The organism is Clostridium aceticum, from assembly GCF_001042715.1.
GTDB classification, from domain to species: Bacteria; Bacillota; Clostridia; order Peptostreptococcales; family Natronincolaceae; genus Andreesenella; species Andreesenella acetica.
Window position 1 is genome coordinate 390956 of sequence record NZ_CP009687.1, and the last position, 26814, is coordinate 417769.

At 36.8% G+C, this 26814-nt stretch carries 22 protein-coding genes and 2 riboswitches; of the genes, 17 read left to right on the forward strand and 5 right to left on the reverse strand.

The genetic code is table 11. The features are described 5' to 3' along the window. The first annotated feature begins 23 nt into the window (after positions 1-23). The 12 genes from purC (at position 24) to CACET_RS01870 (ending at position 16718) form a co-directional block, all read left to right on the forward strand. Positions 24-737, forward strand: coding sequence for a phosphoribosylaminoimidazolesuccinocarboxamide synthase (purC, locus tag CACET_RS01815; RefSeq protein ID WP_479722650.1), 714 nt, complete (start codon positions 24-26; stop codon positions 735-737). A 120-nt stretch (positions 738-857) separates the two neighbouring features. Then, a complete protein-coding gene (purF, locus tag CACET_RS01820; protein WP_044823233.1) occupies positions 858-2285 on the forward strand; it encodes an amidophosphoribosyltransferase in 1428 nt (475 codons plus the stop codon). A gap of 11 nt (positions 2286-2296) precedes the next feature. After that, complete coding sequence (gene purM / locus CACET_RS01825; protein ID WP_044823302.1) at positions 2297-3325, forward strand: phosphoribosylformylglycinamidine cyclo-ligase; 1029 nt, start codon at positions 2297-2299, stop codon at positions 3323-3325. Then, positions 3313-3936 (forward strand): phosphoribosylglycinamide formyltransferase, encoded by a 624-nt coding sequence (purN, locus tag CACET_RS01830; protein ID WP_044823232.1) that lies wholly within the window; start codon positions 3313-3315, stop codon positions 3934-3936. Before purM ends, purN begins: the two co-directional genes overlap by 13 nt. A 40-nt stretch (positions 3937-3976) precedes the next feature. Beyond that, the gene (gene purH / locus CACET_RS01835) at positions 3977-5506 is read left to right on the forward strand and encodes a bifunctional phosphoribosylaminoimidazolecarboxamide formyltransferase/IMP cyclohydrolase (RefSeq protein WP_044823231.1); all 1530 of its coding nucleotides are present in this window, start codon (positions 3977-3979) and stop codon (positions 5504-5506) included. 551 nt (positions 5507-6057) lie between these two features. Then, positions 6058-7311, forward strand: coding sequence for a phosphoribosylamine--glycine ligase (purD, locus tag CACET_RS01840; protein ID WP_044823230.1), 1254 nt, complete (start codon positions 6058-6060; stop codon positions 7309-7311). A 281-nt stretch (positions 7312-7592) separates the two neighbouring features. Then, positions 7593-9581: a transporter substrate-binding domain-containing protein gene (locus CACET_RS01845; protein ID WP_044823229.1), complete on the forward strand. Its 1989-nt coding sequence runs from the start codon at positions 7593-7595 to the stop codon at positions 9579-9581. Positions 9582-9585: 4 nt separating this feature from the next. Next, positions 9586-10950 carry a sigma-54-dependent transcriptional regulator gene (locus tag CACET_RS01850; protein ID WP_044823228.1) on the forward strand — a complete coding sequence of 455 codons (1365 nt, stop codon included), beginning with the start codon at positions 9586-9588 and terminating at the stop codon, positions 10948-10950. Positions 10951-11309: 359 nt separating this feature from the next. After that, on the forward strand, positions 11310-12287 hold the full coding sequence (locus CACET_RS01855) for a TAXI family TRAP transporter solute-binding subunit (RefSeq protein ID WP_044823227.1): 978 nt from the start codon (positions 11310-11312) through the stop codon (positions 12285-12287). A 76-nt stretch (positions 12288-12363) separates the two neighbouring features. Next, positions 12364-12780 carry a DUF1850 domain-containing protein gene (locus CACET_RS01860; RefSeq protein WP_158385943.1) on the forward strand — a complete coding sequence of 139 codons (417 nt, stop codon included), beginning with the start codon at positions 12364-12366 and terminating at the stop codon, positions 12778-12780. Between the two features lie 4 nt (positions 12781-12784). After that, positions 12785-14728: a TRAP transporter permease gene (locus tag CACET_RS01865; RefSeq protein WP_044823226.1), complete on the forward strand. Its 1944-nt coding sequence runs from the start codon at positions 12785-12787 to the stop codon at positions 14726-14728. 274 nt (positions 14729-15002) lie between these two features. Beyond that, the gene (locus tag CACET_RS01870) at positions 15003-16718 is read left to right on the forward strand and encodes a methyl-accepting chemotaxis protein (RefSeq protein WP_044823225.1); all 1716 of its coding nucleotides are present in this window, start codon (positions 15003-15005) and stop codon (positions 16716-16718) included. A gap of 84 nt (positions 16719-16802) precedes the next feature. On the opposite strand, the gene CACET_RS01875 is transcribed toward CACET_RS01870, so the two are convergent. The 4 genes from CACET_RS01875 to CACET_RS01890 form a co-directional block, all read right to left on the reverse strand. Beyond that, complete coding sequence (locus CACET_RS01875) at positions 16803-17000, reverse strand: hypothetical protein (protein WP_044823224.1); 198 nt, start codon at positions 16998-17000, stop codon at positions 16803-16805. A 121-nt stretch (positions 17001-17121) separates the two neighbouring features. Continuing rightward, positions 17122-17955: a MetQ/NlpA family ABC transporter substrate-binding protein gene (locus CACET_RS01880; protein ID WP_044823223.1), complete on the reverse strand. Its 834-nt coding sequence runs from the start codon at positions 17953-17955 to the stop codon at positions 17122-17124. Positions 17956-17959: 4 nt separating this feature from the next. Continuing rightward, on the reverse strand, positions 17960-18610 hold the full coding sequence (locus CACET_RS01885) for a methionine ABC transporter permease (protein ID WP_044823222.1): 651 nt from the start codon (positions 18608-18610) through the stop codon (positions 17960-17962). A gap of 1 nt (position 18611) precedes the next feature. After that, a complete protein-coding gene (locus tag CACET_RS01890; RefSeq protein ID WP_044823221.1) occupies positions 18612-19409 on the reverse strand; it encodes a methionine ABC transporter ATP-binding protein in 798 nt (265 codons plus the stop codon). A gap of 74 nt (positions 19410-19483) precedes the next feature. Beyond that, positions 19484-19594, reverse strand: a riboswitch (SAM riboswitch). A 73-nt stretch (positions 19595-19667) separates the two neighbouring features. After that, positions 19668-19778: riboswitch (SAM riboswitch) on the reverse strand. 371 nt (positions 19779-20149) lie between these two features. Here CACET_RS01890 and CACET_RS01895 point away from each other — a divergent pair. Next, on the forward strand, positions 20150-20473 hold the full coding sequence (locus CACET_RS01895) for a YerC/YecD family TrpR-related protein (RefSeq protein WP_044823220.1): 324 nt from the start codon (positions 20150-20152) through the stop codon (positions 20471-20473). Positions 20474-20693: 220 nt separating this feature from the next. Here the strand turns inward: CACET_RS01895 and dapG are convergent, their stop codons facing one another. Next, the gene (gene dapG, locus CACET_RS01900; RefSeq protein WP_044823219.1) at positions 20694-21914 is read right to left on the reverse strand and encodes an aspartate kinase; all 1221 of its coding nucleotides are present in this window, start codon (positions 21912-21914) and stop codon (positions 20694-20696) included. A gap of 384 nt (positions 21915-22298) precedes the next feature. Between dapG and CACET_RS01905 the strand changes: the two genes are divergently transcribed. From CACET_RS01905 to CACET_RS01920, 4 genes are read left to right on the forward strand one after another with little or no spacing between them, the layout of a single operon-like run. Beyond that, positions 22299-23099 carry an electron transfer flavoprotein subunit beta/FixA family protein gene (locus tag CACET_RS01905; RefSeq protein ID WP_044823218.1) on the forward strand — a complete coding sequence of 267 codons (801 nt, stop codon included), beginning with the start codon at positions 22299-22301 and terminating at the stop codon, positions 23097-23099. A gap of 6 nt (positions 23100-23105) precedes the next feature. After that, positions 23106-24107 carry an electron transfer flavoprotein subunit alpha/FixB family protein gene (locus CACET_RS01910; RefSeq protein ID WP_044823217.1) on the forward strand — a complete coding sequence of 334 codons (1002 nt, stop codon included), beginning with the start codon at positions 23106-23108 and terminating at the stop codon, positions 24105-24107. 43 nt (positions 24108-24150) lie between these two features. Next, complete coding sequence (locus CACET_RS01915; RefSeq protein ID WP_044823216.1) at positions 24151-25539, forward strand: FAD-binding oxidoreductase; 1389 nt, start codon at positions 24151-24153, stop codon at positions 25537-25539. Positions 25540-25565: 26 nt separating this feature from the next. Further along, the gene (locus CACET_RS01920) at positions 25566-26696 is read left to right on the forward strand and encodes a YkvI family membrane protein (protein ID WP_044823215.1); all 1131 of its coding nucleotides are present in this window, start codon (positions 25566-25568) and stop codon (positions 26694-26696) included. Positions 26697-26814 lie beyond the last annotated feature (118 nt).

The following is a 26814-nucleotide window of genomic DNA, read 5'->3' on the forward strand; positions in this document are numbered from 1 at the left end:
GCGGATGTGTAGGAGGGGTTAAGATGTGTAAAATAGAAAAATTGCAGATGCTTTATGAAGGAAAGGCGAAAAAAGTTTATAAAACCAGTCATGAAGATCAATATATTGTAGAGTATAAAGATGATGCTACTGCTTTTAATGGGGAGAAAAAGGGGACAATTACCAATAAGGGTATTGTCAATAATCAGATGACGGCACTGATTTTTAGTATCTTGAAGGAACAGGGCATCGACAATCATTATATTGAGACCTTAAGTGATAGAGAAATGTTGGTAAAGGCAGTAAAAATCCTGCCAGTAGAGGTTATACTAAGAAATGCAGCTGCTGGTTCTATAGCAAAACGTTTGGGACTGGAGGAAGGAAAAATCTTTAAGACTCCGGTTTTAGAATTCTGTTACAAGAACGATGCCTTAGGAGATCCCATGATTAATGAAGATCATGTAATGGTTTTAGAACTTGCTACAGAAGAAGAAATAAAAGCTATCAAAGTATTGACCATTAAAATCAATGACGTGTTAAAGAAATTTTTTATAGAAAAAAACTTGAAGTTAATTGATTTTAAACTAGAGTTTGGTTTATACAAAGGACAGGTGATCTTAGCAGATGAAATATCTCCAGATACTTGTAGACTTTGGGATGTTCATACCAATGAAAAATTAGATAAAGACCGTTTCAGAAGAGATTTGGGCAACGTTGAGGAGTCCTACCAAGAAGTATTAAGTCGATTGAAGGGTTAAACTTGTTTTAGAAACTGAAACATTGGGGAATCAGATAAAGATGCTGCTCCACCTTAAAAGAAAAATCAAGATAAATAGATGAATGTAAAAAAATTCAGGAAGATAGAGAGGGGCATTAAAATGTATCGTGGAATAAATCTCGATAAATTAAAAGAAGAATGTGGTGTATTGGGGATTTATACAGATAGTGATGAAGATACCTCTAGACTTTTATATTACGGACTATATGCATTGCAGCACAGAGGTCAAGAGAGTGCAGGAATTGCTGTGAATAATGGTGTAAAAAGCAATTATCATAAAGGCATGGGCTTGGTGCCGGATGTATTTAACGAGGATATTTTAAAGAAACTCCTAGGACATATCGGGATAGGTCATGTAAGGTACTCTACTGCGGGAGAGAGCTATGTTGAAAATGCACAGCCCTTAGTGGCTAGATATAGAGGTGGCAGTATTTCGCTGGCCCACAATGGGAATTTGACCAATGCAAAAGTTATTAAAGAGCGATTAGAGGATGATGGCGTGATTTTTCAAACCTCTACTGATAGCGAAGTTATCGTTAATTTAATCTCCCGATACAGTAATGATGGAATGATGGATGCCATTGAAAGAACGATGGACTTAATCAAGGGAGCCTACTCTTTAGTGGTCATGACAGAAGAAGAACTTATTGGGGTGAGGGACCCGCTGGGATTAAGACCTCTCTGTTTGGGGAAAGTGGAAAATAGTTATGTATTAGCCTCAGAAAGTTGTGCCTTCGATGTTATGGGTGCTACCTTAGTAAGGGATATCGAACCAGGAGAAATTGTAACGATTAATAAAGAAGGTATTCAATCTACCTTTTATAAAAATAATGGTAAAAGAGCATCCTGTATTTTCGAATATATTTATTTCGCTCGTCCAGATAGTGTCATTGATGGGGTAAGCGTTTATGAAGCTAGAAAAAATGCAGGAAGGATATTAGCAAAAGAATATCCAGTAGAAGCAGATTTAGTAGTGGCTACACCGGACTCCTCTGTGCCAGTTGCTATAGGATATGCAGAGGCTTCAGGAATACCTTATGGAGAAGGTTTGATAAAAAATAGATATGTTGGAAGAACCTTTATTCAGCCAACGCAATCTATGCGGGAATTGGCAGTAAGGCTGAAACTAAACCCTCTTAAAGAAACGATACAAGGCAAAAAAATTGTTTTGATAGATGACTCCATCGTAAGAGGAACCACCAGCAGACGTCTGGTAGAAAGATTAAAAAGTGCTGGAGCTGAGGAGGTTCATGTAAGAATTAGCTCTCCTCCTGTTGCATTTGGATGTTATTTTGGTATAGATACACCAGATAGAAGCCAGTTAATTGGAGCAGTAAAAACAGTAGAACAAATTAGAAAAATGATTGGAGCGGATAGTTTGGGCTATATCAGCACCGATGGATTGGTGCAAGCTACTGTTTTACCTAAAGAACATTTTTGTTTAGCTTGTTTCAACGGGGACTATCCTTTAGAAGTACCTGAGGTAGGGGAAAAAAAGGTGTTTGAGAGATTATCAGGAGGTGAATAGCATTGGAAAATATGACCTATAAAAATGCTGGAGTAGATGTGGAAGAAGGACAAAGGGCAGTTCAGCTAATGAAGAACCATGTAAAGAGTACTTTTAATAAGAATGTTTTAGAAGATATAGGGGGATTTGGTGGACTATTTGCTTTGGATTTAAAAGATATCAAGGAGCCTATTTTGGTTTCTGGGACAGATGGTGTAGGCACCAAACTAAAATTGGCCTTTTTGTTGGATCAACATGACACCATAGGTCAAGATTGCGTTGCTATGTGTGTCAACGATATATTATGCCAAGGAGCAAAACCACTATTCTTTTTAGACTATATAGCTACTGGCAGGCTCAAAGCTGAAAAAGTAGCGGATATCGTAAAGGGTATTGCAGAAGGATGTAAAATGGCAGGTTGTGCCTTGATTGGTGGAGAAACAGCAGAAATGCCGGGCTTTTATCAGGATGGAGAGTATGATGTTGCTGGTTTTTCTGTAGGCTTGGTGGATAAGTCCAAAGTAATCACAGGCAAAGAGATTCAAGCGGGAGATGTGATCATAGGGATTCCCTCCAGTGGACTTCACAGTAACGGTTTTTCATTAGTAAGAAAAGTGTTTTTAGAAGGAGACAAGTTTTCTTTAAATGCACCGATAGAAGAACTAGGAAGTACTTTGGGAGAAGCCTTAATTATTCCTACAAAAATTTATGTTAAAGCAGTTACAGAGGTATTGAAGTCAATAGAAGTAAAAGGGATTGCCCATATCACTGGCGGAGGGTTTTATGAGAATGTCCCAAGAATCTTACCGGAGGAAGTGGATGCCCACATTCAATTAGACAGTTGGCAGATACCTCAAATATTTAAAATGATTCAAACAGTAGGGAACATCCAAGAAGAAGAAATGTACAAGACCTTCAATATGGGAATCGGTATGATGCTGGTGGTACAGGAGAAGGATGTTGAAACAACTTTAACAATTTTACAGGAAGCTGGAGAAAACCCTTATAAAATAGGAGAAATCCGTGCTGGAAATAAACAGGTGGTATTATGCAGGGAATAAAAATAGCTGTGCTTATATCTGGCGGCGGTACCAATCTTCAATCTTTGATAGATGCAGTAGAAGAAGGATCTATCAAAGGAAGCATTGCTTTAGTGATTTCCGACAGAAAAGGAGCCTTTGGACTTACGAGAGCAGAAAATCATGGAATACAAGCAATGCTTTTGGACAAGAAAACCTACGGAGGAATAGAAGAGCGGGATGCTGCTCTTCTGCAGATATTACAGGAGCAGAAAATAGATTTAATCGTTTTAGCAGGATACCTAGCGATAGTCCCACAGAGGATTATTGCCAAATATGAAAACAGAATGATAAATATTCATCCCTCCCTCATACCAAGCTTTTGCGGCAGTGGCTATTATGGTGAAAAGGTGCATCAGGAAGCCTTGAATAGAGGTGTGAAGGTGACAGGGGCGACGGTTCATTTTGTTAACGAAGAAACCGATGGAGGACCTATTATTTTACAGGAAACCGTCACAATAGACTTTGATGATGACTTAAAGGACATACAGACAAAAGTACTAGAGATCGAGCATAAAATCCTTCCGCAAGCAGTAAGGTTATTTGCAGAGGGCAGGCTAAAGGTTATAGGAAATAGAGTGAAAATTCTGTAGTAAAAATAAAACATAAAAAATCTGTAAATGGGGTGGAGATATGATAAAAAGAGCACTAATAAGCGTTTCTGACAAAACTGGTATTGTAGATTTTGCAAAAGAGTTGGTAAAGTTAGGGATAGAGATATTGTCCACTGGAGGAACGGCTAAGCTTTTAAGAGATGCTGAGGTAAATGCCATCGATGTCTCTGATGTAACAGGTTTTCCAGAATGTCTTGATGGCAGGGTAAAGACTTTACATCCGGCAGTTCACGGAGGTATTTTAGCTATAAGGGATAATGAAGAACATCAAAAGACTTTGCAACAGCAAAATATCACACCTATCGATTTGGTGGTAATCAACCTATATCCCTTCAAAGAAACCATCTTAAAAGAAGGGGTAACAATGGAAGAAGCTATAGAAAACATTGATATTGGTGGACCAGCCATGTTGCGATCTGCTGCGAAAAACCACAAATTCGTGACGGTTGTAACAGATCCTAGAGATTACGAAAAAGTTCTTGAAGAAGTGAGAGAAAAAGGGAATACAGCCTTTGAAACAAGATATGACTTAGCTTTAAAGGTCTTTCAACATACAAGTCATTATGATACATTGATTGCTGCTTACTTAGGTAAAGATAAAGAGGGCTTCGGTGATACTTTAACCTTAACCTATGAAAAGGTACAGGATTTAAGGTATGGTGAAAACCCTCATCAGCAGGCGGTTTTCTATAGGGAAGTAGGATTTCAAGCGGGAACATTGGTAGAAGGTGTCCAACTACAGGGGAAAGAACTATCTTTTAATAATATCAATGATGCCAATGGGGCGTTAGAATTATTAAAGGAATTTGAAGAACCTACAGTGGTGGCCATCAAGCACACAAATCCTTGCGGAGTAGCTTCTGGTAAAGATATCTATGAAGCCTATAGTAAAGCCTTTGAAGCAGATCCTCTGTCTATTTTTGGAGGTATTATTGCTACCAACCAAGTCATAGATGGAAGAACAGCAGAAAAAATGCAGGATGTTTTCTTAGAAGTAATTATAGCTCCTGATTTTACTGAAGAAGCTTTAAGAATATTCAGTGATAAACAGAATCTAAGATTAATCAAGTTGTCGAATATTACAGTGAAAAAACAAAAAGCTATCGATATGAAAAAGGTAGCTGGAGGTCTTTTGATTCAAGATATCAATAAGAACTTGATGCAAGAAATAGAAACAGTGACAGAGAAAAAGCCTACTGAAGAAATGATGGAAGACCTAGTGTTTGCTTTTAAAATCGTGAAGCATGTAAAATCTAATGCTATTGTATTGGTAAAGGATAAACAAACCTTGGCGGTAGGACCGGGACAAACCAGTAGAATATGGGCTCTGCAAAATGCCATTAAAAATAGCACCCATAATCTTGAGGGCAGTGTTTTAGCATCAGATGCTTTCTTCCCCTTTAGCGACTGTGTAGAGGCGGCTTTTAAAGCTGGTGTAAAAGCCATCATCCAGCCGGGAGGCTCTCTAAATGATAAAGTGTCTATTGAAGCCTGCAATGAACAGGGGATTGCTATGGTGTTTACAGGAATGAGACATTTTAAACATTAGTTTAGGGATCTTGGAGTAACGAAGAATTTTACTAATACTAAGATCCTTCGACTCCGCTTTGCTCCCCTCAGGATGACAAATTATGGACTAAGTTAACGCTAATGCGTTATATATGCAACTTGGTTTGTGCAATTTTTAGGATTTTTCATTCCAGAGCTTTAGCGTTGTCAATACTTGAAATGAAATGAGGGTATATATTAAATTTTCATTACTACATCAGATATAGATAACCAATTTTATACCTTAACAAAATACGCCTTCCTGCGATTTCAGAAATGAACAATGTTAGCAATTCACTCCAGTCTGCATTTTGTTAAGCTTTGTAGTTGGTTATCTATATAGATGTGCGCCCCTAAATTTTAATATACTAAGGGCTACATTTGCAGCCCGCGGTTTTGAGGCGAAACCGTAGACCGTGTATATTAAAATTTAACTTTAGAAGCGCACATCTATAATTGCACAATTCAACTATTTAACTATTTAACTATTTATGAGTATAAGTTTCTAATTTAGATATCTATAGGTATTTATAACATATGGAGGTGAAGATATTGAAGGTATTGGTGGTTGGCAATGGGGGCCGGGAGCATACAATTGTTTGGAAATTAAGTCAAAGTCCATTGGTAAAGGAAATATATTGTGCACCTGGAAACCCTGGAATAGCAGAATTAGCAAAGTGTGTAGAAATATCTGTGGAAAATATAGAGGAACTTGCAGATTTTTCCCGGGAAATGTCAATCGATGTAACTATAGTAGGACCTGAAGTGCCGTTGGTATTAGGAATTGCTGATAAGTTTAAAGAGCAAGGGCTTAAGGTTATAGGACCTTCTCAAGGGGCAGCACAACTAGAGGGCAGCAAATCCTTCTCTAAGGATTTTATGAAGAAGTACCATATCCCTACGGCTATGTATCATGAGGTACATTCCTATGACGAGGCGATAGAAGCATTGAAGGAATATAGTTTTCCAGTAGTGATCAAGGCAGATGGTTTAGCGGCAGGGAAGGGTGTTTTAATCTGCGGCAATCAACAGGAGGCAGAAAAGGCTCTAGAGGATATATTGATCACAAAGGTCTTTGGAAGTGCAGGAAATAAGGTGGTTATTGAAGAATTTTTAGAAGGTATAGAAACCTCAGTCCTTTGTTTTGTAGATGGCAAAACCATTGTGCCGATGGTAAGTAGTCAAGATCATAAGAGAATTTATGATGGAGATCAAGGACCAAATACTGGAGGAATGGGAACTTATTCTCCTAACTATGTGTACACAGATGAAGTGGCTAAAGTGGTTGAAAGAGATATACTACAACCTACATTAGGGGGAATCCAAGAGGAAAACATGGATTACAAAGGCATACTTTTTATTGGTCTGATGATTACAAAAGAAGGTCCAAAGGTACTGGAATATAATGTAAGATTTGGAGACCCTGAAACGCAAGTGGTTTTGCCTAGATTGGAGACTGACTTAATGGAAATATTTCTTGCTATGCTAGAAGAAAAACTTTCTGATATAAAGATTGTATGGAACAACAAAGCTGTAGTATGTGTGGTACTGGCTTCGGGAGGCTACCCTGGAGACTATGAAAAAGGTAAAGCGATTTCAGGACTAGGGGAAGTGGCGGAAAATACCATTGTTTTTCATGCTGGAACTGCTATAAAGGAAAATAAACTAGTAACCAATGGGGGGCGGGTACTAGGGGTTACCTCTTGGGCACAAGACATAGAAACTGCTAAAAAACAGGCTTATATAAGTGTAGATCACATAGATTTTGAAGGAAAAACTTATCGAAAAGATATAGCAGTGAGATAACTCTCACTGCTATATCTATTTCTAAGGATATGAAATAAATGGAGGGAAAACCAGTATGCTTAACAACAAGCAGTTTGTATAGGAAATTTTGAAGAGCTCTCTGCTCTTTTCAATAAAGTATATGCTTGTAAATACTATGTGTTCCTAAGTACCGCTGTTTTTTTATGTGAAACCTCCATTAGAGCTATCCTTAAACACACCTACTTGTGGAGAAACAGTCATTGTTATAAAATATAGAGGTAGTTGTAGGCGATGATTGCTGCGTAGAAGGAGATACAGTAATGAACATAAAAAAAGTGTATTTAATGATAATGATTGCACTATTGTTTTTAAACAGAGTAATAGTTATAGCAAGTGCTGAAAATGCTGATGAGATAGAACCGCAAAAAACAATTTCTATTGCTGTGGAATTGAATATGCCTCCACTACAGTATATAGAAAACCATCAACCTACAGGTTTTCATATAGATCTTTTGAATAGCATAGGAGAGCTTCAAAATATAAGTATTGAATATGTACCAATGTCATTGGAAAAGAGCATAAAAGCACTAGAAGATGGGGAAGTAGATGGTATTCTAGGGGTGAATTATTTGGCGGGTTTGTCTGAAAACTTTATGTTTACAGAAGCACTTTTGAACTCTTCTGTGGGTTTGGTGGCAAAGAATTCTCCGGAGGAATTGACAGATATGCTTATTGCTTTGAAGAGAAATACAGTAGAATATCAATATTTGCAAAATGTCAGAAGAATACAGTATCATACCACCAGCAACACGATAGATGCTTTTAACTTAATGCTGGGTGGTAGAGCAGATGCTTTTATAGGGGACAAGGTCATAGCTGAATACCTGCTAGAAAAGTACGCATTAGATAGCAAATACAAAGTTGTCAGTAGTTATATCCTTCCAATAGAGTACTCTATTGCCATTGACAAGGAAAGTCATAGTTTATTGGAGGAACTAAATAGTGGACTTCGACAACTAAAGGAAAGAGGTTTTTACGGAGAAATCTATGAACGCTGGTTTGTTGATGAGGAATTCATTATGCAGAAGAGGTTGCAGCAGCTGATGAATATCTTCATTGTTTTTATCATCTTGACGATGGTTGTTTTTATCTTCAGCCTTCGATGGAACACAGGTTTAAGAAAAGAAGTCAGCAAAAAAACCACAGAGTTACAAAAAATTAATGCAGATCTAGCTTACCAAGTGAAGGAAACAAGAAATAAGAGTGAGCTAATTCATCAAATATTACAAAGCAGTCCAAGGGGCATGGTTACTTTTGATATCGAAGGAAATGTTACTTCTTATAATCCTACGGCTATAGAAATCATAGGGATAGATGAAAATCCAATGGGTAAATCCTATAGAGAAGTACCTCTGCTGCAAAAACTACTTGAAGATAAACTGCAAAAAGTGATAGAGAAACATCAACAGTTTTTAAGTGAAGAAGTTCAGTGGCTGCGGGAAGATGGAATGAATTATCATATTCGTTACATTATTTATCCTTTAAAAAACTATGAGAAATTGATCACAGGTATAATGCTCTCCTTCGAAGATAACACGATTGAGAAAAAAATAAAAGCACAATTGATTGAAAAAGAAAAGGCACAAGCTCTTAATACCATTGTTGCTGGTATTGCTCATGAAATTAGAAACCCGCTGACTTCTATTAAAACCTTTGTAGAGCTAATCCCTGAAAAACTTAGCAATGTAAATTTCCAAAGAGATATTGTAAACTATGTTCCGAAGGAAGTAGAAAGGGTAGATCAATTAATTGAAAATCTCATTGACTATGCAAAGCCTAAAAAGCCCAATAAGGAAATGATTGATGTCCAGCAGCTGCTTGAAACTTGCTGTGGATTATATAAGCCAATCATTAAGCAAAAAGGATTGCTTTTAGAGATCAGGGCAGAAAAAGGACTGAAGATAGAGGCTGATAAAGGACAAATTAAACAAACCATTATCAATTTTATCATTAATGGCATAGAGGCTATGGAGGAAGTGCAAAGTCAAAAAAGTCCACCTCTGGTCCTTCGTGTGAAGGGGTGGAAGAAGGAAAACAACGTGCATATAGAAATTATAGATGAAGGAATAGGAATGACTCAGGAAGAAATTATGCAGACATTTAATCCTTTTTATACCACAAAACCAAAAGGAACGGGATTGGGACTTGCCTTATCTAAACAGTTTCTGGAGGAAAATGGAGGAAAGTTGAAAATAGAGAGTGAGAAAAATATAGGAACCAAAATGATGATTATTTTCGAAGGGAGATAAGGAAATGGAAAAAATTCTTATTATTGATGATGAAGCTGCCATTTGCTCCTCTTTAACCTTTGCCCTTGAAGATAACTTTGCTGTAAAAAGTACTACAGATCCACTACAGGCATTGGTTTGGGTAAAAGAAGAGAAATTTGATATATGTCTCTTAGACCTAAAGATTGGACAGTATAATGGTATTGAAATATTAATGGAATTAAAGAGTATACAGAAGGATCTATTAGTCATTATTATGACCGCCTATGGCACGATATCTTCCTCTGTTGAAGCTATAAAAAAAGGAGCCTACACGTATTTGACAAAACCGTTAAACAAGGAAGGGCTTTATTCCATTATTGAGCAGGCATTAAAGTATCAAAAATTAAATAGGCAAGTAGAGTATTTAAGTAAAGAGTTAGAAAATAAATATGGCTACGAAGGAATTATTGGTAAAAGCCCTTTAATGAAAAATGTTTTCAACCTTATTGAAAAATTAAAGGATGTGGATACCAATGTTGTTGTTATTGGAGAAAGTGGTACAGGAAAAGAGTTGGTGGCAAGGGCAATCCACTACTCCGGCAAAAGAAAAACTGATCCTTTTGTAGCGGTAAACTGTGCTGCTATTCCTGAAAATCTTTTAGAAAGTGAGTTGTTTGGCTATAAGAAGGGAGCCTTTAGTGGTGCGGCTTCAGACCAGATAGGAAAGTTCCAATATGCTAATCACGGTACTATTTTTCTAGATGAGATAGGGGATATGCCTATGCCATTACAGGCAAAGTTATTAAGGGTACTTCAACAAAAACAAGTAATACCACTGGGCTCAAACGATCCTATAGAGTTAAATCTACGAGTAATTGCTGCCACCAATAAGGATCTAAAAAAAGCTGTAGAGGAGGGTGTTTTTCGACAAGACCTTTATTTTAGATTGAACGTGGTAGAGATGTATTTACCCCCATTGCGGGAAAAACCTCAAGATCTCCCTCTTTTATTTCAGCACTTTATACAAAACTATAATGCAGAATTAAATAAAGATATTCGAGGACTTTCTGAGGAAGCTCAGGAATGTCTTTTACAGTATCAATATCCGGGGAATATAAGGGAATTGGCTAACATTATTGAATATGCTATGCTTATGGCAGAAAGCTCCTATATCCAAGTAACAAACCTGCCTTTAGAGGTGCAAAAGAAATCTAGTATTGCCACCTTTAGCTATAATCAAAATCCTATCGAGTCTTTGGTTGGATTGAGTATTGATAAAGTAGAGCGATTGTTGATAGAAGCAACACTAAGCAGAAATGAAGGACAACGGAAGAAAACAGCCAAAATTTTAGGGATCAGTGAAAGGGGTCTAAGGAACAAAATTGCAAAGTATAAGCTGAATGAGTAGCTTTAAAATACACAAAAGGGAAAAAAGTTCCTAAGGGGAATTTTTTTCCCTTTTTACACTTTTGTGAAATAATTAGATAGAATTAATTCAAATATCTAAATAAAAAGCTGATAAAACATAGCAAAATGAGGAGTTTATATACAAACAAATTTTAAAATGCAATATTTCAAATGCAATATTTCATAACCAATATTGCACAAGAAGGGATATTTGTGCCGTTCTATAGATATAAGAAAAAGCAGAGAAAAACTTCCACCCACTGCAATGACTATAAAAAATAAGTTGGCACATAACTTGCTATTATATTTTAAGGAAGAGAAGGTTAAAAATACTTAAAAGAAGAAAGGGAGAATATACGAATGAAAAAATTATTAGTTCTTTTACTGGCAGTTGCCTTGATGATGGTGGGATGTGGTAGTCAAAGTCCAGCTGGTGAAGGAGAGCAAGCAGATAGAAATATGTTTATCACCGTTGCAACAGGAGCCACCAGTGGCGTTTATTACCCTATTGGAGGAGCATTCTCTAATATCATCGAGCATGAACTAGGTTATAGATCTTCAGTACAGTCTACAGGAGCTTCGGTAGAAAACATCAATCTATTATTAAACAATCGTGCAGAGTTAGCTATCACAATGGCAGATGCTGTACTACAGGCATACCAAGGATTTGGTGCTTTTGATGGAGAAACACCAAAGGAAGATTTAAGAGGTCTAATGAGTTTGTATCCTAACTATGTACAGTTGGTAACTACAGCAAATTCAGGAATTAATACATTTGACGACTTAAGGGGAAAAAGAGTAGGGGTAGGAGCACCTAACTCAGGTGTTGAATTAAATGCTAGATTAATGTTGGAGGCTCACGGCATGAGTTATGAAGACATCCGACCTGACTACTTAAACTATGGAGAGGCTATTGATCAAATCAGAAACGGCATGATCGATGCTGCCTTTGTAACCAGTGGTTTACCTAATTCAACTATTATGGATCTTGCCACTACTCATAAGATTAAAATCATCCCTATTGAAGGGGAGGGTATGGAATACTTAAAAGAAAATTATCCTTTCTTTACATCAAATATCATAGCTGCTGGTACTTATGATAATGAAGAAGATATTAATACGGCAAGTATTATGAATTTAATGTTAGTGGATAAGAATTTATCAGAAGAAGTTGTTTATAATATCACAAAAGGTGTTTTTGAGAATTTAGAAATTATTCATAGTTCTCATAGTGCTGCTGAAAGACATATTGACTTAGAAAGTGTAATGGAGGGTATGGTAGTACCTCTACACCCAGGAGCAGAGAAATACTTTAAAGAAGTTGGTGTAATTGAATAAGGGTTTTAATGAAGAGAAAAGAAGGATTTGCATTGTTTTTTTTAGCATAATGATTTTATTGATATCTTTTTTGCATATGAGATTTATTTATTCTCTCCATCCTAGCTACTATTTAATTATAAAGGAGGAAACAACAGGTGAAATATTTGTTTCCATTGAAGTAGAAGAAGGAGATGAGGTAGCCTTTCATTGGATACATTCTGTGGAACATATCCCTTGGATAGAATATTTCGTTATTGATGAGAAAAAGAACTTTGTATTAAAAGAAATACGTTTCAAAGGTTTTGGTGCTGGTATACCTCATGATAAGGGGGAGGTAAAGGTGGAGGATGGCTATATCGTTATGATGGATATAGAAGAGAAGTTTGAAGCTTATCAATGGATTCATTCTCATACAGCCACAGAAAGAATTACATTAAACGGAGAAGAAATTGTAAAGTCTACAGATCTCCCCCATCATGAGTATATAAAAATGGCTATTCAAGAGAGGTGAAAAAATGGCGGATAAAAATATAGAAGAACAACAACAGGAATTATTGGAAAAGTACGATAGTGAGTCAAGATTTAGAGTGTTTAAAAATAAAAACACAGCTTTATTTATAAAAGTTTTTGCCATTCTTATTGGATTCTATCACTTATATGTTTCTTATTTTGGGACACTGGTAACCTTAAAGCATCGTTCATTACATGTGGCAGGCATCCTAGCATTAACCTATTTCTTATATCCTGCCCATAAAAATGCAGATAGAAAAAAGATGCCGATGTATGATTGGTTTTTAGGATTACTGTCAATATCTACAACCGTATATATTTTTATGGATTATTTAGGTATCGTTCATAGAGCGGGGCTTCCTAATAACCTAGACTTATTCTTTGGTGTGGTATTGATTGTGCTAGTATTGGAGGCAGCAAGAAGAGTAACAGGATTTGCCTTACCTTTGCTAGGTGTCTTATTTATTGCCTATGCTCTGTTTGGCAGGCAGATGCCAGGGTTCTTTGGTCATCGTGGTTATGGATGGACGGAAATAGTAAACCATTTATTTGTGTCCACTGATGGGATTTATGGAACTGCTGTAGGTGTAGCTTCAACCTATATTTTTCTCTTTATTTTATTCGGTGCCTTTATGGGTAAGTCGGGTATGGGGCAGTTTTTTAATGATATTTCTCTAGCATTAGCTGGACATACAAAAGGTGGTCCTGCAAAGGTAGCGGTGATTGCCAGCGGTTTTTTAGGAAGTATTAATGGTGCAGCGGTAGCAAATGTTGTAACAACAGGTGCATTTACCATTCCACTTATGAAAAGAACAGGATATGATGCTGAATTTGCTGGTGCGGTTGAAGCCTCAGCTTCAGTAGGCGGACAGTTATTACCGCCTATCATGGGGGCGGCAGCATTTATCATGGCGGAGGTTCTAGGGATACAGTATAAGGTGATTGTTATGGCAGCAATTTTACCAGCACTTCTATACTACCTTGGTATTATGACACAGGTGCAAATGCGTGCTTCTAAAAAGGGATTAGAAGGGTTGCCAAAGTCCCAATTACCGAAGGTTAGAGATGTTATGAAGGAAAGAGGACACCTTTTACTTCCTTTATTATTCTTAATGTACATGCTGTTTTTTACTGGAAAAACCATTATTTATTCTGCCTTCTGGACTATTATTGTAACGATCGGCACAAGCATGCTTCGTCCTACTACTAGAATGAGTCTTAAAGATATCATTGATGCAGTTTATGAGGGGACCCGTTCTGTTGTACCAGTGGCTATTGCTTGTGCGGCAGTAGGTCCAATAGTAGGTGTCACCAGTATAACGGGTTTTGGTTTAAATATGGCCCATGCTATTGTATCATTAGGGGGAACCAGCCTATTATTTACGCTAATGTTTACGATGGTTACTTGTATTATTTTAGGCATGGGATTACCTAGTATCCCTGCTTATTTAATCACAGCCACCATTGCTGCACCTGCATTGGTAAGGCTGGGTATTGAGCCGATTGTAGCACATCTATTTGTATTTTACTTTGCTATGTTTGCCAACATTACACCACCTGTAGCACTGGCTTCTTTTGCAGCAGCAGGCATTTCAGGTGGAAATCCGATGAAAACAGGCTTTGAGTCGATGAAACTTTCTATTGCTGGTTTTATCGTTCCTTATATGTTCGTCTATAATAGTGCATTGCTTTTAAGGGATACTACTTTTATACAAGGAACATTGGTAACACTTACTTCTATTATAGGGGTAATCATGCTAGGGAGTGCAGCAGAGGGATACTTTTTTACCTCTATGAAAAGAGCACACCAACTAGTATTATTTGCAGGGGCTATGATGCTCATAAGTGCAAATTTGTTACAAGATGTTGTAGGGCTAGTCATCATTGTTGTTATATTAGTGCTACAATGGAGCAGGGCTAAAAAACAAAACATCATAGAAGCAATCTAAAAAAGAAAGGTGTCGATAAAGGCACCTTTCTTTTTTACCGTTGTTACAACCAACTATCTTCATGTGAGGGAGGAGGTTTTTATAAAAGAGGAAGCGACAGGGGTATTTCATACACTAGATAGAATATTCAGTAAAATTAGTACTAGCTTATTATTTGTAAACAGTATAATTAGATTATATTGAAATTTGATGAAATTCATGTTAATATTGTCCAAAGAAGAATTTTTTTACATTAAAAAATATTATGACTTCTATTATAAGGGGGTAAGACAACGTGAAGAAAGTATTAGGGAATATTTCACTCAATTATTTAATCGGGACTATCGTGTTTTTAGGTCTTATATCTATGATGCTTATAGGTTTTACAGGATATACAGGAATCAATAATATTAATCAACGAGTAAATAGTATGTATCATGATGCCATTATCCCCAGTCAACAAGCCAGTGATATCAATCATAAGTTTATGAATATTAGGGTAGAAAGTCTGCGGATGTTAGAAATGGGATACAATCCTAGCATTGCTAATAATATCAATCGACTAGATCGAGAGCTAAGGGAGCAAATAAGTGAATATCTAGAAGCAATAGATGATGAGACTGATAGAAGTTCGACTATATTTGCCAATAGTATGCAATTGTATGATCAATACATGGAAATTTGGCAGGAACTACAAGAAAAATTGATGGCGGGAGAAGAAATAATTACTAGTGAGCAGTTTACATTAGATACTAGAGGAAATTCTATTTTAAATAACCTTAACTACATTTTAGTACATAATAAAGAACAAGCAGAGCTTCTAAATGAAGAAAGTGCTGCTATTTATGATGAAAACAATAAAAGTCTTATAAGAATTTTTATAATAGGGGCTGCTTTGTTGTTGCTCTTTTCCCTAATTATTATAAAGACCTTTAGATCATCTATTCAGGAAATGTTAGAGGTTTATGAACAGATTGCTACTGGGGATCTATCCGTTTCTATAGATACCACGGGGAAAAATGAATTTGGGATGATGAAGAAAACATTGGCACAGACAGTAGAAAACTTTTCTAAAATGCTTAAGAATATTAAAGAAAATTCTCATCAAAACAGCGACAGTGCTCATACGCTATCTGCCATCTGCCAACAGATGACAGCTGCGGCACAGGAGGTTGCTGAGGCTGTACAAGAAGTGGCAAAGGGTTCTAATGATCAAACACAAGAACTGGAAATGGTTAAGGATATATTAAATGATTTTAGTGAGGCACTAGAAAAGGTTGTTTATAATGTAGGAGCAATTCATACTAGTACAAAACAAACAGATGCAATGATTTTACAAGGAAATGAGAAACTGCGGCATTTGGTGAATTCTACAGAAAATATTAGTACTTCCTTCCACCAAGTAAGTAGTAATGTAACTTCACTAAACGAAAAAATCAGTAAAATTTCAGATATTACAGAATTAATCAATAGTGTATCAGAGCAAACTAACCTGTTGGCGTTAAATGCTGCTATCGAAGCTGCAAGAGCAGGGGAAGCTGGAAAGGGCTTTGCTGTAGTTGCTGATGAAATCAGAAAGTTAGCAGATCAGTCACAAAGATCCTCTCAAAATATCAATGAATTATTGATGGATATTACAACCGATAGAGAGAAAATTACCTATGTGACAGCTGATGGTATTCAGAATTTACAAACCCAAGAGAGGGTAGTAGAGGAAACTATAAATTCTTTTAAAGAAATATTACATAATATAGAAGGTATTCTACCAAAAATAGAAAATGTTAGTGGTGACATCCAAGATGTAAATCAGAATAAAAACCATGTTATCTCCAATGTAGAGGCTGTTTTAAAAATTTCCGAAGAAAATGCAGCTGTTGCTCAACATATAGCTAGTTCTTCTGAGGAGATGAGTGCCTCGGTAGAAGAAGTGGCATCGACAGCTCAAACATTAAGCACAATGACAGTTAGTATGCAGGAGGAAATGGGACAATTTGTGTTAAGTGAAGGTTAATTTATGCTTATATTGTAAAGGGGCCGTCAAGGTAATGAATGTTTTCATTACTTTGACGGCTTTAAAGTTTTCTTTAGTAAAGGGTTATTCCCCTTTCATGATTTTCTGCCATTCTTCTTCATAAAAGTACTTAGCATCAAAGGCATCTACATCCCGTACCATATCTAAAGGCATAACATAAGCGTTCATATCTTTATTTTCTATTTCAAAATCCCTAGCATTGTAAGTGTCATCAATGATATCCTGAGGATTTCTAGGGGAAGGTAGATATTTTTTTTTCATTTTCACTCCTCCTCATCCACTTTTTATTAGTATGGCAAATACTAGTTTTTTTTATCAGTGACTTCTAACAAAAAAATAAAAAGTGCCAAGAATATTCTTAGCACTTTTCAAAGAAAAGAAATTAAAAAGCTGGAACAACTGCTCCTTCATATTTTGTTTCAAGAAATTCTCTTACTTCTGGAGAATTTAATACATCAATTAGAATTAAAATGGTTTCTTTATTTTCATCCTCTGGACGTACTGTTAATACATTAGCATAAGGTGAATTAGCGTCCTCTATAATTAATGAATCTCTTACAGGGTTAAATCCTGCTTCTAAGGCATAGTTGGTGTTGATAACAGAAGCTGCTACGTCGTCTAATGATCTAGGTAATTGTGGAGCTTCTAGGGCAATAAACTTTAGGTTTTTTGGATTAGAAGCAATGTCTTTTTCAGTAGCTGTTAGTTCAGCATCTTCTGCTAACTCAATTAAACCATAATACTGTAACAATAATAGTGCTCTACCACCATTGGTTGGATCGTTTGGAATAGAGATAGTAGCTCCGTCCTCTAAATCTTCAAGAGCATTTAGCTTCCTAGAATAAAGCCCTAGGGGTTCTACATGCACTTTAGCTACTGCGCTTAACTGTACGTTATTGTTAGCAGCAAATGTTTCCATGTAAGGTACATGTTGAAAGAAGTTGGCATCAATTTCGCCATCAGCTAAAGCTAAGTTAGGGGTCACATAGTCAGTAAATTCTTTTATGTCTAATTGGATGCCCTCTTCAAGAAGAATAGGCTTGATAAAATCTAATATTTCTGTATGAGGTACTGGTGTAGCACCGACTGTTAATACTGTTACATCACCTTCGACGTCTGTAGTTTCAACCTCTGCCGCAGGTGTACCCTGTGTGCAGCCTGCTAATAATGTTATTACTAATAACCCAACAATAAATAAAATACTCTTCTTTTTCATTTTGTTACCTCCTGTCAATTTTTTTAGCGATAAAGTTTCCTGAAGCTTGAACAATTTGCACCATTAAAATAAGTAGTACTACTGTCCATAACATAATATCTTTATCGAAACGGTGATAACCGTATCGAATTGCTAAGTCTCCCAAACCACCTGCACCAACTGCTCCTCCCATGGCGGAGTAGCCAATGACATTGACGATGGTGATGGTAATACCTAAGATAATTGCTGGCATGCTTTCTGGAATTAAAACCTTATAAATAATTTGAAAATTGCTGGCACCCATTGCCTGAGATGCCTCTATAACACCCTTGTTTACCTCTAGGAGAGCATTTTCTATCACCCTAGAAAAAAAAGGAATGGTGGCTACCGTCAGAGGAACAATAGCTGCGGTTGTTCCAATAGCGGTTCCCACTACCATACGAGTAAAGGGAATAATAGAAATCATTAGAATAATAAAGGGGAAAGAACGCCCCATATTCACAACATAGGAAAAACAGTGGTGCAGTGCCTTGTTTTCCATAATATGGTCCTTTCTAGTAACCACAAGAAGGATTCCTAAAGGAGTTCCTAACAATACGGCTAAAAGTGTAGAGAAAGAGACCATATAAAGTGTTTCTTGTATAGAAGGAATAATAAGACTTAATAATCTTTCCATTTTATAATCCACCTGCCTTAACATTTCTAAATAGATCAAGAGGAATAGGTTGATGCTTCTCAAGACCCTTATTACCCAACAACAATTTTGTATAGGGATGTTGGGGTGTTTTGAAGACCTGATGAACAGAACCTTCTTCTACGACTTCTCCATCTTTTAATACGGCTACTTTCTTACAAATCTGCTCTATAACCTCCATCTGATGGGTGATTAATACCACTGTAATGTTTAGTTTTTCATTAATTTCTTGTAATAAATTTAAGATGCTTCTACTGGTGATAGGATCTAGAGCAGAAGTAGCTTCATCACTTAAGAGGACTTGGGGGTTGGTAGCTAAGGCTCTAGCGATAGCCACTCTTTGTCTTTGACCACCACTTAACTGCGATGGATAATGCTTTCTTTTCTCCCAAAGACCTACTAACTGCAATAGTTGTTCTACCCTTTCATTTATTTCATGCTTTTTTACGTTATTGAGTTCTAAAGGGTAAGCTACATTTTTTTCTACATTTCTGCTGGTAAGAAGATGATAGTTTTGAAAAATCATTCCCATGTTTCTACGAGACTGACGTAAAAGGTTATGAGAAAGTTTAGTCAAGTCAACACCATCTACCCACACTTCTCCATTGGTAGGGGATTCTAATAGGTTGATACAGCGGATCAAGGTAGATTTTCCCGCACCACTTAAGCCCATAATCCCGTAAATATCTCCTTTGTTTATAGTTAAATTAATATTTTTTAGCGCTAAGACGTTACCTTCTTTAGATTCATAAAGTTTGCTGACATTTTTTAACTGAATCATTTCATCACTCCTTGAAAAATAATTGCCATAAAAAAAACCTCTTCGCAAAGAAAGAGGCACATAAACAGTTCTCTTCCTTATCTTTCAACACCAATGTGTTGCAGGAATTGGCACCTTCGATATACGTAATATATCGTGGTTGCCGGGTTTCATCGGGCCAGTCCCTCCACCTCTCTTGATAAGAGTTTTAAAACGTATTGGTTTTTTCCATTAAAAAAACCTCTTCATAAGGAAAGAGGCATCACAAAACAATTCTCTTCCTTATCTTTCAACACCAATGTGTTGCAGGAATTGGCACCTTCGATATACGTAATATATCGTGGTTGCCGGGCTTCATCGGGCCAGTCCCTCCACCTCTCTTGATAAGAGTTTATTATATTTATATTTTTCATTAATTATCTTAACCACTGAAGTAAATTATATTAGGTTTTAGATAAAAAGTCAATAATATAAACTAGAAAAATTTAATGGTAAATTTTCACATAAAAAATTTAAATAACGCATTAAAGTGAAAAAGTTTTTGCAAGGAAGAGGAAATAAAAAAGATTAGTCGAATTTATATTTATATAGTAAAATCATTAGCTTTAACCTAGACTATAATTTGTCATCATTCCTCGTTATTCCAAGATCCTTCGCTACGCTCAGGATGACAGTTCGACAGAATTTGGGAAATAGTTGTATTAAGTTAACGCTTATGATAGTAAAGTTATGATAGTAAAGTAAGGATTAGAGGTGAAAAAATGTCCTATGAATCAAAAATCAAAGATCAGTTTACAGATGAACTATTCGAGGCCATATTAAAGCTAGAAACTATAGAAGAATGTTATAGATTTTTTGAAGATGTTTGTACCATTAAGGAAATACAATCTATTTCTCAAAGGTTAGGGGTAGCAAAACTACTAAAAGAAGGTGGTACCTACAATGAGATAGAAAAGATTACTGGTGCCAGCACAGCCACTATTAGTAGAGTAAATCGATGTCTGCATTATGGGGCAGATGGCTATAAACTAATTCTGCAGAGATTACAAGTGCAGGACCCAGAAGATGTAGAGCAGACAAAATAGACAAAGTTTAATAAAAGAGAGACGATTTTTAGGAAAAGATTTTTAAAAAATGGTTTCTGAAAAGTTAAATCAGGTGAAGTGTCATTTTCACCTGATTTTTTTATAACCGATAGAAAATTATAAACTTGATAAGTTATGGATAAGTTATAATTTCCCCTATAGGTTTCAGCATGGCATCCTTTAAATTTTCCAAAGGAAGGCTTTGTTTTACTTAGTTTTATTACTGATACAACTGGAAAGCCTCATGCAAAGTATTTACCGCTTTTTTTGCGTCCTCCTCTTTTACTAGACAGGAGATGGTTGCGTGAGAATCAGAACTTTGTAAAATTTTAATGCTTTTGTCAGCTAAGGCATTTACTACTGTAGCCATGACACCTGGTATGCCAGTAATGCGGGAGCCTATAATCGTAACTTTGCTACAGTCCTTAAGGAGGGAATATTTTACGCCGAAGTCTTTTAGTATTTCTTCTAGCGCTGTAGCCTGTGTTGCTTCAATAGTAAAAATCTTCTTATCTACAAAGAAGTTAATCATATCAATACTAATATTAGCATCAGCTAAGGCAGATAATAAATGACTATCCTTTGAAGAATCTTCTTCCATATAAATAACAACTTGCACAATGCCATCTTTATGCGTAATCGCTGTTAATAACTGCTTACATGCTTGAGTAGAATATAGAGCTCCTCCATTTTTGCGGCAATAGTGTATGCAGGTGCCAGGATGGGTGGACATAGTATTTTTGATTTTAACAGGAATGTTACCGTTTTGAGCAATTTCTACTGCTCTAGGGTGAATTACTTTCGCCCCCTTTTCTGCCATTTGAAATACCTCATCATAGTTGATTTCATCAATTATTTTCGCCCTTGGTACTACATTTGGGTCCGCTGTCATAATCCCGTCAACATCTGTATAGATTTCTACTTGTTTTGCCTTCAATGCTACACCTAAAGCTGTAGCTGAAGTATCGCTACCCCCGCGACCTAAGGTAGTGATGAAACCATCTTTGGTAGCCCCTTGGAAGCCAGTGATAATAACGACTTTTCCTTCCTCTAAGTGAGGCAGTATTTTATTGACATTTATACTTAAGATATCTGCACTGCTAAACTTATCATCTGTTTGAATACCAGCTTGATAGCCAGTAAGAGGTACTGCTGGGTAACCAGCTGCCTCTAGAGCAGAAGCCAGTACGACGGAAGAAATCACTTCTCCGCAGGACATTAAAAGATCTAGATGCTTTAAATTAAGAATAGGAGCATTTTCTACAACCAACCCCCGTAATGTATCGGTAGCATAAGGGTCACCCTTGCGACCCATAGCAGACACTACTACAACCACAGCATAGCCTGCTTTTTTAGCTTCATCTATCTTATTAATCACCATTTCTCGTCTTTCTTTTGTGGCAACAGATGTGCCCCCAAATTTTTGTACAATAATGTTCACAAAAACCACCTCATATTTATTTTAATTATTAGCCTTTATTATTAAATTATGCTTCTATATTATAAATGTTCTACCATTAAGTCAATGCTATTAGATGTGCACTTCTAAAGTTAAATTTTAATATACACGGTCTACGGTTTCACCCCGAAACTGTGGGCTGTAAATATGCGTCTTAACATATTAAAATTTAAGGGGACACATCCATACAATCTTCGACAAAATAAAAATCAAAATTAAAATTATATTTTGACTATTAAAAAAATGTATGATAAAATATTTTTTAAAAATTAAACTATATTTAAAAAAATAAAATTATACTTAATACTTAAATTTTTTTAGGTCTACAATTTATTTTTAAAACAAAAGACTCGAGGGGGAATCAGAATGAAGATTGTGGTACTGATTAAACAAGTACCTGATATGGAAAAAGTAAAGTTCGACAGCGAAAAAGGTACAATAGATAGAAAATCTGCTGGAACAGAAATTAATCCATTTGACTTAAATGCATTAGAGGCAGCTATACAGATAAAGGAGAAAACCGATGCTACAGTGACAGTCATCAGTATGGGACCTCCTAGTGCAGAAGATGCTTTAAGGGAGGCTATTGCTCGTGGAGCTGATGAAGGTATCTTAATTACTGATAAATATTTTGGTGGTGCTGATACAAAGGCCACTTCTCATACATTGGCAGCAGCGATAAAAAAGATGGGAGATTTTCACTTGATTCTTGCGGGAGAAAAAACGGTGGATGGAGATACGGGGCAGGTGGGTGCTGAGACAGCAGATTATTTAAATATACCTCATGTTTCTTATGTGAGTAATATAGAAGAAGTTACTTTAGAGGGCCTACAGGTGGTATCTGAAATATCTTCTGGGTCCTACCTGAAGGAGATGAAGCTGCCGGGTTTAATTACTGTGACAAAGGACATTAACACCCCTAGATTACCTGCTTTTAAAAGAAAAATGATGGCTAGAAAAGCGGAAATAAAGAAACTTACCCTTGCAGATTTACAAGATTTCCTAACTGTAGAAGAGGCTGGGTTGAAGGGTTCTCCAACATGGGTAAATAAGATTGAGGTACCTTCTATGCCTACAAGGGAAGGCAAAATTTTTCGAGACGATATATTAGCAGCTACGGATACGCTCATAGAACTATTTAAAGAGACGAAAGTAATGGAGGGATAAGTAGAGATGACAGAACAGGTACATAAAGGAGTTTTGGTATTTGCTGAACAAAAAGATGGCAACCTCCATAAGGTTACCTTTGAACTTTTAAACAAGGGAAGAGAATTAGCCCAAAAGCTAGAAGTGCCGATATATGCTATTGTGTTGGGACCAAAGAATATGGCTGTTGAGGAACTGATTTATAGAGGAGCAGATGAAGTTTTTTATGGAGAGGATGATGCATTTAATCAGCCGGATGAATTATTGTATAAGGAAAATATTGTGACCCTTATAAACCGTATAAAGCCTGAAATATGTTTGTTTGGTGCTACCTCTTTTGGAAGATCCATAGCGCCAAGGGTAGCAGGCAGCTTAGAAACTGGATTAACGGCGGACTGTACGGAACTGAGGATCGATGAAGACAGAAAGCTAATTCAAATTCGACCAGCCTTCAGCGACAATATTTTAGCCCATATTAAGACAAAAACCTATCCTCAAATGGCAACGATTCGCTATAAAGAATTCTCGGAGGCCAAAAGAGATCCACAGCGTCAAGGAAAGGTTGCAAAAGTGGATGCTATCTTGTTAGAAAGTCCAGCTGTAAGAATATTAAAGCAGTTACAATCTAATGAAACTGATATCACAGAAGCAGAAGTGGTGGTAGCAGGGGGAAGAGGACTAAAATCCCCAGAAGATTTTAAAATGTTAAAGGAACTGGCAACATTGTTAGGTGGTGTAGTTGGGGCTAGTAGGGCTGTTGTAGAGGAAGACTATATTTCTAGTGATCATCAGGTAGGCTATAGCGGTAACCGTGTGAAACCCAAGGTATATATCGCCTGTGGTATATCTGGTGCACCACAGCATTTGGCGGGAATGAGGGAGGCAGAAAACATTGTAGCCATCAATACAGATCCTTCAGCACCTATCTTTAACATTGCAGATGTTGGTATTGTGGGGGACCTATATGAGGTTATCCCTATGCTGATTAAAAAAGTCAGTAACGAAAAAACTAGTTTAGCCAATGCTTAAGAAGAGAACTTAATAAAAATTAATATACACAAGGGGGATAAAGATGAGACAGGAAGTAGTGGAGGCTTTAAAAAATATTGTAGGGGAGGATTGGGTACTGACCAACTTAGATCAGACAAGAGGCTACCTATATGATGAAACAGAAGCACTGATTCGTCCTAAAGCAGCAGAAGATTGTGTAGTTGTAAAACCTAAAACATCTGAGGAGATAGCGGCAATATTAAAGTATGCCAATGAAGCCTTGGTACCAGTAGTGCCAAGAGGTGGGGGTACTGGACTTTGTGGTGGAGCTATACCAACCCAAACCAGTATCATTCTATCGGATGAAAGGCTGAACAAGATCTTAGAAATTGATGAAGAAAATTTAATGGTAACTTGTGAATCAGGGGTAACACTGGCGGCACTTCTAGAAAAACTTCACGAATATGACAATTTATTTTTCCCAGTACATCCAGGAGATGAGGGGGCCCATATTGGTGGCATGGCGGTAGAAAACGCCGGAGGTGCTGGGGCGGTAAAGCATGGGATCATGAGAAATCAAATCAAAGGGTTAGAAGTAGTACTACCTACAGGAGAGATTGTTAACTTAGGTGGAAAATTAATTAAAAATAATGCTGGACTAGACTTGCTGCACCTTATGATTGGCAGCGAAGGAATTTTAGGGATTGTGACAAAGGTAACACTAAAATTGTATCCAGAGCCTAAGCATAAGGGCACTTTGCTTATTTCATTTAATAATCGCAAGGATGCTATAGCAGTTGTACCAAAAATATTACAGCAAGGAATCACACCTTTGGCGATTGAGTATATGGAGAGAGACATAGCCCTAGAATCGGCGGCACATATCGGAGAGAAATGGCCAGCGGAAGAGGGTAGTGTGGATGTTATGATTATTCTTTCTGAGGACAAAGAGGATGAACTTTATGAAAAAAGTGAAACTATTGTAGACCTTTGTGAAAATCATAATGCAGTATTCACCTTAATTGCGGAAACCGCAAAGGAACAACGGTCTATTTTATCTATTCGAAGCAATGTATATACAGCAGTTGTTCATGATGCAGCAGATGCTTTAGATATGGCAGTACCTGTTGGCTCTATTCCTGACTTTATGAATGATATCTTTGCATTGGCAGATAAGTATGGGGCAAGAACACCAGCCGTGGGACATGCTGGAGATGGCAATATCCACAATTTTATTATGAGGGAGAATGGTGAAATTCCTTCTTATTACGAGGAGCTAAAAGAAGCGATGTACAAAACGGCTGTAAAGTATGGGGGTACCATTACAGCGGAGCATGGTGTAGGTAAAACAAGAATGACTAATTTAAACCTCCAGTTAAGTGAAAAGGAAATAGACTTAATTAAGGGAATCAAGAAGGCCTTTGATCCTAATGGTATTTTAAACCCGGGCACCGTAGTCAATGTTAAATAAATTAAAATTTTGGGGGAGGAAAACAAATGAAAAAGAGTCCTGCTAGTGCTATGCCAGCTTTTTTTGCTGTAGCTTTTGTTTGGTTTACAACACATTTCGGAGGAGGATTTGCCTCTGGAAGACAGTTAGTACAGTTTTTTGTGCAGTATGGATGGTATGCATTGGTGACACCTATTATAGCGATGGGGATAAATGCTGTGGTTTTTTATCTTGTTTGGGATTTTAGTGTAAGTCACAAAAAATTTGATTATAAGAGCTGGTGTGATGCCTTTTATAGTCCTTATGAAAAAATATTTACAACCCTTTACGAAATTGTATTTAATCTTACTTTATTTACCGCCACAGCCGTTGCTTTTGCCACAGGCGGAGCTACTTTAACGCAGGTAATAGGTACACCTTATATACTAAACACTGCTGTTATAGCCATCATTATGTTTATTGTAACAATCTATGGTGCAGATATGATTAGAGCGGTGGCTTCTTGGATTGCTATTATTGTGATTGTAGGACTATTAATTATTTATGGAAGTAACTTCATTGCTATTTTACCAAGATTAAAAGAAGTCATTGCTGCAGCACCAGCTCCTCAAGGTACATGGCCGCCTATATGGGAAGCCTTAAAGTATGGAGGACTACAGGCAGCGGTGTTAGGTAGTTATGTAGCGGTAGCGGATGTATTAAAGGATCAAAGAGATGCAAAAAAGGCAGCTATTGCAGGATTTATATTAAATGCTTCTATTTTAGGACTTGCTGCTGTTGTAATTTTAAGCTATTATCCAGCTATTTTGACAGAATCAGTACCGGTACTATACGTTATTAACAATGGGGTAGGTGGAAGAGCTGGAGAGTTATTGGTATCTGTTTTAATTTTCTTAGGGGTTATCTCTACAGGAGTAAACCTAATTTATGGAGGTGCTAAAAGAGTAATTAGTGCTTTGGGTAAGGAAAAAACGGGTGTCTCAGATAAGAAGGCAGAAATCATTGCCTCTGGGGTTTATGTAGTGTTGACATGGGGGATCGCCCTTTTTGGTTTAATTCCTCTTGTAGCAAAGGGTTATGGTTATATAGGCTATATTTCCGTACCAGCAATTGTCATTCCGATATTATATATAGGTCTTACTAGAAAAAGCAAATTAGCAAAATCTTCTAATATGTAAGTTAAGAAGGGAAGAAGGGCAGATATTAAAATTATCTGCTCTTTTTTTGTTTTTGTTGTAGAGAAAAGGATTCAACTTTTTTGGAAACCTGCACCAAATATCCTTATAATTCATAAGA